We start from the raw sequence: 8,416 nt of genomic DNA on the forward strand, positions 1-8,416 counted from the left end.
CTCCTCCGCGAACTGAACATCGACTCCACCCGCGACTACCAGCCCCGACGCTCCCGACACCGCGAAACGACAACAGCCGAACCCACGAAACCGTAGGTTCGGCTGTCGCTGATGTCCTGAGACATCACACGGTCGGGGTGGCGGGATTTGAACCCACGGCCCCTCGCTCCCAAAGCGAGTGCGCTACCAAGCTGCGCCACACCCCGTCGGGCGCAGTCTAAGCGGTCGGGGTGGGCGGAGGTCAGCCGGATTGCCGAATGTCGCGTTCCGCGGAACGCGCCAGTACGGCAGGTCGCACGCGGTGTTCGCCCGGCAGGGCCCGTGCCACTCGTCTGCGGCGCCGCTGCGGAACGGGTGGGCGGGCTGTGGCGAGCGTCCGCTAGGCTGGGCGCGTCTCCGGAGGTACCGGGGGCGCGCGGGCGTAGCTCAATGGTAGAGCCCCAGTCTTCCAAACTGGCTACGCGGGTTCGATTCCCGTCGCCCGCTCCACGCTTGACCAGGGGTTTTTTAAACCGCAAGATCGTTCGACTGCGTCGCGTGCCACGGGATGTGCCGCGAAAGCCGGTATCCTGCCCGTCATGGCGGGTCGACCTGGCACCGGCAAGGCACGTGCGAAGGGCACGATCGGCACGCTCCGTAGCGGGTCGCTGCGGGTGCGCGCGTACGCCGGAGTAGATCCGGTCACGAGGAAGCGCCACGACCTCGTGGAGATCGTCCCGCCTGGTCCGAACGCCCGCCGGCAGGCGGAGGCGATCCTCGCCCGGTTTCTCCGGGAGATCGAGGAGAAGCGGAACCCGCGGACGACCGCGACCGTCGACCAGCTCCTGCAGCGCTACCTCGAGCAGTTCGCCGGCGGTGCGAACACGCTGGATCTGTACCGCACTCACGTCCGCAACCACATCTCGCCGTGCCTCGGACATCTGAAGGTGGTCCAGCTCGACGCCGAGACGCTCGACTCGTTCTACGGCGAGCTGCGGCGGTGCCGGACCCGCTGCACGGGACGGCGTGCGATCGAGCACCGGGTCGACGGTCCGCACGAGTGCAACGACCGCTGCCGTCCACACCAGTGCCGGCCGCTCGCCGCGACCACGATCCGGCACATTCACTTCATCCTGTCCGGTGCCTACAAGCGTGCGGTCCGCTGGCGGTGGGTGAGCGTGAATCCGACCGCGCTCGCCGAGCCCCCGCCGGCGCCGAAGCCGAACCCCCAGCCGCCGACGGCCGAGCAGGCGGCCCGGATCGTCACCGAGTCGTGGCGCGATCCCGACTGGGGCACGCTCGTCTGGACGGCGATGACCACGGGTGTCCGCCGCGGCGAGCTGTGCGCCATCCGGCTCTCGTCGGTTGATCTCGCCGAGGGGCGGGAGACCGTGTGGCTCCGGAAGGCGATCCGCCGGGATCCGGTCGCCGGGTGGGTCGAGGGCGACCTGAAGACCCACCAGCAGCGACGGATTGCGCTCGACGCCGAGACCGTCGCCGTCCTACGTGAGCACATTGCACGGTGCTCGGCCCGTGCGACTGCGCTCGGATTCGCGCTCTCACCCGAGGCGTTCCTGTTCTCCGGCTTGCCCGACGGCTCGACGTTCCTCACCCCGGACAGCGTGACCCAGCGCTACGACCGGATGACGTCCCGGCTGGGGATCGAGACCACGATCCACAAGCTCCGGCACTACTCCGCTACCGAGCTGATCACGGCCGGGGTCGACCCGCGGACCGTGGCCGGCCGGCTCGGACACGGCGGCGGCGGCACCACGACGCTCAAGACCTACACGGCGTGGGTGTCCGAGGCCGACCAGCGGGCGGCCCGAGGCATCGGGGCGACCATGCCGCACCGGCCCGCCGCGCTCGACGCCGACGCCCAGCGCCGCGCCATGCCGCGATACCCGTACGAGGTGATCGCAGCCGATCTCGGGCGGAGGATCGAGGAGGGCGCGCTCACACCGGAGGACGACGTGCCGACCGCCGCCGCCCTGGCCGTCGAGCATGACGTCTCGCTGGCAACGGCCAAGCGTGCGCTGGTCCTCGCGCAGGAGTGGGGGCTGCTCGAACGACGGGACCGCAACACGCTGCGGGTCGTCGCGTCGGAGCTGCCGGAGGTCGCTTCCGAGGTCCGGTCCCCGTCATGTGCCCCGCCGGTGCCGGGCGATGCACGAACGTTGCTGACGTTCACCCTCCGGCATCGCGGCACCCGCGTCACTCGGTTCTCTGCCGTGACCGACCTGTCGGATGGCGAGGCACTGGAGCAGCTGCTCACCGACGCTATCGCCAGATCTGGCGGCAGCCCTGAACGTGTTGCTGAGTACGAGATGGACGTGGAGCGCGCTGGCGGGGCCGAGCCACTCATGACGCTGGTCGTCGCTCGGCAGCCTGGGTGATGGGCGGTGGGGTGGGATCGTGCACGGCGAGCGCTTCGGTGTGAAGGCGGAAGCAGGCGCTCAACTGCTGACGCCTGGTGCTGGCGCGTACCGATCGACCTGCGGGTTCCTACTCGTGGATGTCGTGGCGTGACAGAAGCGTGCAGGCGGTCCGCTCCAAATTTGCTCCGCCCAATCGCGTCGGCGAGCCCTGAGGCGTGTCGTACGATCTTCGACGTGCCGGTCCGAGCGGGCGAACCATCTGACGCGGCGTTCATCGTCGAGATGGCCAGACTCGCCTCGGCGGTCGAGGGCCGCCCGCTGCCGCCGGTCGACGATCCCGTGCTGGCGCAGGGTCTTCCCCCCTCACCGGCTACGAGTGTGCTGGCGCTCGACCACGATGATCATCCGGTCGGTGCGGCCTGGTGGCACTTCCGCGAACCCCTGCTGCTTGTGACACCCGACGGCGCGCCGGTCCCCGAGCTCGTCGTCGCGGTGATGCCAGCCGGCCGCGGCCGCGGTGTCGGTCGGTCCCTGCTCGACGCGCTCACCGCCCGCGCTGCCCAGCATGGCTACGACCAGCTGGCCCTCAGCGTCCACATCCACAATCCCGCTGCCCGGCTCTACAGCCGATCCGGCTTCGTCGTCGCGGGGAAGGGCCGCGGACCGCTCGGCGTCGCCATGGTCCGCCACTTGCCTTGAGCTGACTGAATCATGCTGCATCTCGCCGTCGACACGGCTCGAGTGATCTCTGGGTTATGACTGAGGCGGAGGACGTCCCGGGGCGTCTCATCAGTGCCCCGAACAGGCCCGCGACCTCGGCAGCTCGTCGGCGCCGTCTCCCCCGGAGCACCTGGTGCTGGCGCTTTGTCGGCCCGTTCTGGTCACAGATCTGGTCACGTGCCCGGCGCCAGCCGCCGCCGGCCCTGCCTGCCAGTGCCATCCCGTCGACCTGGCGCAGCCCGACCGCGCGGGCGCCCGCGGGCAGCCCTCGACGGGACCGCACCCGATCTTGCCAAGCTCTGCCCGCGGGCGGCCGTGTGGTAGCCCTCCGGGAGGTCGACGGGATGGCACGCCCCCCATCCCGGAGATCTGCCCGCCCGGCGAGGGCATGCCTTGTATCGCACTCGCGGTGATCCATCTATACACGGGATGGGCTCTCGCCAGGAGGGTTCGAGGGTTACGTACCGTAAAGTCATCCCCGCTGTTACCCGCCCTGACCAGGCTGTTTGGCGGTCCACCCTTGTAGGGGCTCGCCCATCTTTAAGGTGTGTCACGCTTGCGCGCGTATCCGTTAGAGGTACAGTCAGGGCGCGACAGAGCACGACCCGGCGCCTGACTTGAGGGTCAGACACCGGGCCGCGTCGCCGGCCTAGCGGTAGCTCTCCCGACCAAGGATCGCCGCTAGACCAACGCAGAGGACCAGGGCCCCGAGTTGCGAGCTCGGGGTACTGGCCTCTGTGGCGGACATCAACTCCGTGATGACGGCTGCGAGCTGGACCACCGTTGCCGGGGACCAGTCGCCGCCTCCACCATCGGGCGCGCTGTCCGCACGCTGGCCAGTGTTTGCCACTTCCGCATCTCCTCTCCGCTAGGCGCCTCGTCCCATCCCGGTTGATGGGGCGAAGCGCCCGAACGGAGAGTCCACGCGTCACCGGCCAGCGGCTGTTAGGTTACGGCGCGCTCTCGTGCGGATGACCCACCACGACACGCCGTACCCGACTACTCAGCGTCCACCTCCCTGTCGCCCCTCCTAGCGCGGTTCCCCACGATGGGGGTCCCGGGCTCCTTCATGTCGATGCACAGGACGCCGTCGCGCAGGGTCGGGGTCCATCGCCTGGAGGTAGTCGTATCGATGCCGTAGTACTGAACGAATGCAGTACCGGCGATGAGCAACGGGCCCGTCGACTTGGTCGCCGACTGAGGTCGGACGGGGTAGCCATGGGGCACGTCATCCGCGACGGGGCGGATCCCAACGATCCGTTCATCGCGGTCGTACAGCAGCTCGACCGTCTCAGCGTCGCCGATGAGCGCGTGCGCCGCCCGGTTCAACGACATGACCCCACGCTTCTGGATCGTCACGATCGGAGCCTTGCTGAGCGGCGTCAGCCGCTTGTCGAAGACCTCGAACGCCATGCTGCATCACCTCCTGCCTGAAGCGTAGAGCACAGAGATCCCAACGCTCCCATCGCTTCCATCGCCGCGGACGACGTGTCGTGTAGTAGCGGTGAACGGTCGGCGACGGCTCCGCCCATGGCGCGTCGATCCTCCATGCGGCGTATCGGCAGCCGCGCGCCGCGCGGGGACCGGCCGGAGGCCGCACGCCCCGCGCGAGCGCTTGCGGCTGCCTCGGACACAGCGCCGCGCGGCGCCGGAGGCGCCGCCTTGACCAAAATCGAAAGTCTGAACGTGCATACCGCTCTCGCCTCGGTGACTGAGGTGCTGACCGTCTCGACAGCCGCGCCAACACGCGAGGCAGGCCTTCGGCTCGCCGAGTCGGCGATCGCAGCTGGGCTTGCCGCAGGCGGTCAGAGGTTTCCGGGCCTGTGGCCTCGGCGTTCTGGCACAACGGCGAGTTCGGGCAGGGCGAGGAGTGGGTGGTGTCCTTCAAGACGACCGCCGCGCGCTACGCCGAGCTGGAGGCGCACCTCGTCGAGCACCACGACTGGAAGAACCCCGAGGTGACCGCCGTGCCACTGGCGCGGGCGGCAGCGGCGTACGTCGAGTGGGTGGAGCGCGTGACCGCCGAGAAGATCGCGAACGACGGGTAGGTCTCCGTGCTCGGTAAGCCCGGAGTCGCTAGAACCGAGTAGTGCACTGGCGTCGCCGCCCCGACCGTGGGGGATGACGCGATCCACTTCGGGGACGGCTTGTCGTAGCCTTGCCCGAACCTATCGCCGACTCAGGAGACGACCTGCGTGGCGCCGCGAGGCACCTACCGGAAGATCGCCGACGACCTGCGACGCCAGGTCGCGGCTGGTGACCTGTTGCCCGGGACTCTGGTGCCTTCCGAGCTGACACTCGTCGAGCAGTACCAGGTCTCCCGCGGCACTGTGCGGTCGGCGCTTGCCCTGCTGGTGGCGGAAGGGCTGATCGAGGTGGTGCCCGGCCAGGGGCGCCGCGTGGTCGGCGAGCCGTGTCCGGACGGCGCTGGCCCGACGACGGCTTACGCGAGGATCGCTGCGGATCTTCTGGACCGGATCAATGCCGGGGAGTTCTCGCCGGAGGTGCCTCTGCCCAGCGAGGCCGAGTTGGTCGCCCAGTACGAGGTCTCGCGCAACACCGTGCGGCGCGCCTACCGACAGCTCGTCGAGGGTGGGGCGGTGGTGGTCCGGCACGGGGCTGGAGCGTTCCCTGCTCCACGCTGACGGGCGGTTCCGTCGGGGCCGTGGGCCGTTACCGTCGACTCCATGACGCGCCCCCAGGACGACGCTGGCCGGTGGATCGTGCACGGCGAGCGATCGATCTACGAGAACGAGTGGGTGAGCGTCGGACTCGCGGACATCACGGTCCCCTCCGGAGAGCGGTTCGAGCACCACACGGTGACGCTCCCCGCGGCCGCGATGACGGTCGTTCTGGACGACGATGGGGAGCACGTCCTGCTGACGTGGCGGCACCGGTTCGTTCCGGATGTGTGGAACTGGGAACTTCCGGGCGGTCTGCTCGATGCTGGCGAGGCGCCCGCGGAGACCGCGGCGCGAGAGGTTGAGGAGGAGACGGGGTACCGCCCCCGGTCGGTAGAACACCTCGTGACGTTCGAGCCGATGGTCGGCACCGTTCGTAGCCCGCACCACGTCTTCCTCGCCCGAGGGGCGGAGCGGGTCGACGACCCGACGGAGGCGAACGAGGGTGCGTTCGAGTGGGTGCCGGTTGCTGATCTCCCCGAGCTGATCGAGAAGGGCAGGATCACGAACTCCGGCGCTCTCGTCGGGCTCCTGCACGTGCTCGCGTTCGGCGGCCGTCGCCGTTCAGGCGCTCAGTAGGTCGGCGATCCGACGTCGCTGCCGTACCGAGCCGGTGCGGCCGGCTACGTCGGCAGCTCGTCGAGCGTGGTGGCGGGATTCGCTGACGTCCCCGCGTGCCCGGAACGCGATCGCGAGATCCACGCGCAAAGCGGCCTCGGCGCGGCCGTACTCGCCCTCACCCATGACGTTCAGCGCTGACGTCAGATCCTCGACCGCCTTCTCCTCGCCGAGTCGGGCAAGGCAGTGCCCGCGCCAGCGCGCCAGGTGGCCGGCGCCGAGCATGACGTAGGGCAGCGAGTCGTCGTCACTGCTTCCGGCGTCGAGTTCGGCCGCGGCTGCATCCAGGGCGTGCAGCGCCCCGTCCCGGCGTCCGACAGCCGCCAGGGCCTCGCCCTCCGCTGCGTGCAGCCATGCCCGCAGCACTGTCGGCACCTTCGTTCCCGCTTCCCGGCGGGCATGGTGGATCACGGTGTGGGCATCCGCCGCGCGGCCCGCGTCGAGCAGCACGTATGCCTGCTGCGCTCGGGCGTAGGCCAATGCGGCCGGGTGGCTGCTCTCGCGACCGGCTGCCGTCGCCACCTCGTGGAGCCGCCACGCGTCGTCCAGCCGCCCCATGTCGAGGGCCTGCCAGCCGGCGAGCGCAGCTGCCTGGCCGAGCTCGTCGGCCGCCGCCTCTCGGTCCTTCCCCGGGAGCGCGTACCTGACGATCCGCTCGATCTGCTCGACGTGGGCCGCGCTCTGCTGGTAGATCGTGGCGCCGCCGAGCCGCCGGTCCAGCATGCGGATGCTCTGCGTGTGCGCCCGTAGGAGTTCGACGAGGCCAACGTCGAGGCGCGACAGCTTCAGCTCCCGCTCGACCAGTTCCTGAAGGATGGGCGTCGGTTCGGGCGCTGGCAGCTCGACGAGTCCAAGGTCCGCGGCTGAACGCCCGTAGACCTCGCACAGCAGATCCCGGTAGAAGTCGCCGACCGTCGCACCGTCGTTCTCCCAGGCTGCGATCCGCCGGGCGACGCTGGCATCGCTCACCAGCGACTTGCCGCGCCGACGAGCGGCCGCTCGGAGCTCGTGGATCAGGCGGGACTTCTTCCAGTTGCGGTTCGCCCGCTCCTGCCCGAGCCGGTTCGCCACGGCGTCCCCCTCCCGCATCGCCGACTCCACGATGCCGCCCTGAGCAGCAGGAATCAACCCGATGCGCTCAGCCGCATCACCTCACGTCATCCCGCGTCATCTGCCGCCGCCCCTGCTCACGGCCGCAATCTCGGTCCTACGCGAGACGGCGCCGATTGACTCAGGCATCACTCGTACCTAGGATGTTCAGTACACGCACCGTACATGTACAGGAGTTGCCGTGATGCCAAGCCAGCGCAGTTCCACAGAGTCGGGGACGACGCCGAAGTTCTACAGCGTCGCGCAGGTCGCCGAGATGCTCGGCATGTCGCCGATGACCGTCTACCGCGCCATCGCGGAGCGGCAGTTCCCTGCTGTGCGCATCCGGGGGCGGCTGATCGTCCCCGCCAAGGCGGTGGACGCGATGGCCGACGTCGCGACCGCCGAACAGACCGTCGTCGACGCCGCGGGATGGGTGGTGTGAGTCATGGGAACGATCGGAGTGCTGATCTTCTTCGCTGTCATCGGAGCGGTGATCTGTGCGAAGGCGCGGAGCGCTGGCGGGGCAGTGGCGTTCTCGCTGCTGGCGCTGGGGCTGTTCATCTCCACGCCGGCAGGGGCGGGTCTGCCGGGATTGCTCTCGGAGTTCGTGTCCTCGGTGTCGCAGGCGTCGGAGCCGCTGACCGACGGGGCGGAGGCCGTGGGATGAGCGCGCCGATGATCCGGTCGACCCGGCGAGAGCCGGTGGCGGGGCATGTGCGGTCGGAGGACTTCCGGCACCGGGCAGCGTGCCGCTCGGTCGACCCGGAGCACGTTGACCGGCCTTGCCACGAGGACCGTGGTGTGTCGCCGCCGGATCGGGCGTGTTGGTCGGTAGCTGTGCGGGCATGGCTGATGATCTCGATCGGGTTGTGGCTGGGTTGGTGCTTCCGCGGTGGGGCCGCGTCGTGAGCACGGGGACGAGCTCGCCGGCGTGGACGGTGACGGGGC

General features: G+C 69.7%; 9 protein-coding genes and 2 tRNA genes. 8 read left to right on the forward strand and 3 right to left on the reverse strand.

The features are described 5' to 3' along the window. Positions 1 to 132: 132 nt before the first annotated feature. Positions 133 to 206 (reverse strand) — tRNA-Pro (locus tag KME75_RS37370). A gap of 209 nt (positions 207 to 415) precedes the next feature. On the opposite strand from KME75_RS37370, the gene KME75_RS37375 reads away from it, so the two are divergent. The 3 genes from KME75_RS37375 (at position 416) to KME75_RS37385 (ending at position 3,056) form a co-directional block, all read left to right on the forward strand. Next, positions 416 to 489 (forward strand) — tRNA-Gly (locus KME75_RS37375). An 89-nt stretch (positions 490 to 578) separates the two neighbouring features. Further along, positions 579 to 2,375, forward strand: coding sequence for a tyrosine-type recombinase/integrase (locus tag KME75_RS37380; protein WP_219419670.1), 1,797 nt, complete (start codon positions 579 to 581; stop codon positions 2,373 to 2,375). Positions 2,376 to 2,735: 360 nt separating this feature from the next. After that, positions 2,736 to 3,056 (forward strand): GNAT family N-acetyltransferase, encoded by a 321-nt coding sequence (locus KME75_RS37385; RefSeq protein ID WP_219419671.1) that lies wholly within the window; start codon positions 2,736 to 2,738, stop codon positions 3,054 to 3,056. Between the two features lie 1,020 nt (positions 3,057 to 4,076). Here the strand turns inward: KME75_RS37385 and KME75_RS37390 are convergent. Further along, positions 4,077 to 4,490 carry a hypothetical protein gene (locus KME75_RS37390; protein ID WP_219419672.1) on the reverse strand — a complete coding sequence of 138 codons (414 nt, stop codon included), beginning with the start codon at positions 4,488 to 4,490 and terminating at the stop codon, positions 4,077 to 4,079. Positions 4,491 to 4,900: 410 nt separating this feature from the next. On the opposite strand from KME75_RS37390, the gene cutA reads away from it, so the two are divergent. The 3 genes from cutA to KME75_RS37405 all read left to right on the forward strand — a co-directional run bounded on the left by cutA (position 4,901) and on the right by KME75_RS37405 (position 6,337). After that, a complete protein-coding gene (gene cutA, locus KME75_RS44365) occupies positions 4,901 to 5,125 on the forward strand; it encodes a divalent cation tolerance protein CutA (protein WP_308283429.1) in 225 nt (74 codons plus the stop codon). A 147-nt stretch (positions 5,126 to 5,272) separates the two neighbouring features. Further along, a complete protein-coding gene (locus KME75_RS46395) occupies positions 5,273 to 5,722 on the forward strand; it encodes a GntR family transcriptional regulator (protein ID WP_219419673.1) in 450 nt (149 codons plus the stop codon). A gap of 42 nt (positions 5,723 to 5,764) precedes the next feature. Continuing rightward, a complete protein-coding gene (locus KME75_RS37405; protein WP_219419674.1) occupies positions 5,765 to 6,337 on the forward strand; it encodes an NUDIX hydrolase in 573 nt (190 codons plus the stop codon). Here the strand turns inward: KME75_RS37405 and KME75_RS37410 are convergent. Next, positions 6,323 to 7,465, reverse strand: a complete 1,143-nt coding sequence (locus tag KME75_RS37410; RefSeq protein ID WP_246633597.1) for an NsdA family TPR-like regulatory protein — start codon at positions 7,463 to 7,465, stop codon at positions 6,323 to 6,325. The genes KME75_RS37405 and KME75_RS37410 overlap by 15 nt on opposite strands. Before the next feature lie 205 nt (positions 7,466 to 7,670). Here KME75_RS37410 and KME75_RS37415 point away from each other — a divergent pair, with 205 nt between their 5' ends. Further along, entirely contained in the window at positions 7,671 to 7,910 is a 240-nt protein-coding gene (locus KME75_RS37415; protein ID WP_219419677.1) for a helix-turn-helix domain-containing protein, read from the forward strand. A gap of 3 nt (positions 7,911 to 7,913) precedes the next feature. Next, positions 7,914 to 8,135 (forward strand): hypothetical protein, encoded by a 222-nt coding sequence (locus tag KME75_RS37420; protein WP_219419675.1) that lies wholly within the window; start codon positions 7,914 to 7,916, stop codon positions 8,133 to 8,135. Positions 8,136 to 8,416: the final 281 nt, after the last annotated feature.

It is taken from the genome of Pseudonocardia nigra (assembly GCF_019396355.1).
GTDB lineage: Bacteria > Actinomycetota > Actinomycetes > Mycobacteriales > Pseudonocardiaceae > Pseudonocardia > Pseudonocardia nigra.

Excerpts from the sequence above, each read along its gene's own strand:
- KME75_RS37380 (WP_219419670.1), top strand. The coding sequence starts at position 579 with ATGGCGGGTCGACCTGGCACCGGCAAGGCACGTGCGAAGGGCACGATC.
- KME75_RS37390 (WP_219419672.1), bottom strand. The coding sequence starts at position 4,490 with ATGGCGTTCGAGGTCTTCGACAAGCGGCTGACGCCGCTCAGCAAGGCT.
- KME75_RS37405 (WP_219419674.1), top strand. The coding sequence starts at position 5,765 with ATGACGCGCCCCCAGGACGACGCTGGCCGGTGGATCGTGCACGGCGAG.
- KME75_RS37410 (WP_246633597.1), bottom strand. The coding sequence starts at position 7,465 with ATGCGGGAGGGGGACGCCGTGGCGAACCGGCTCGGGCAGGAGCGGGCG.
- KME75_RS37415 (WP_219419677.1), top strand. The coding sequence starts at position 7,671 with ATGCCAAGCCAGCGCAGTTCCACAGAGTCGGGGACGACGCCGAAGTTC.
- KME75_RS37420 (WP_219419675.1), top strand. The coding sequence starts at position 7,914 with ATGGGAACGATCGGAGTGCTGATCTTCTTCGCTGTCATCGGAGCGGTG.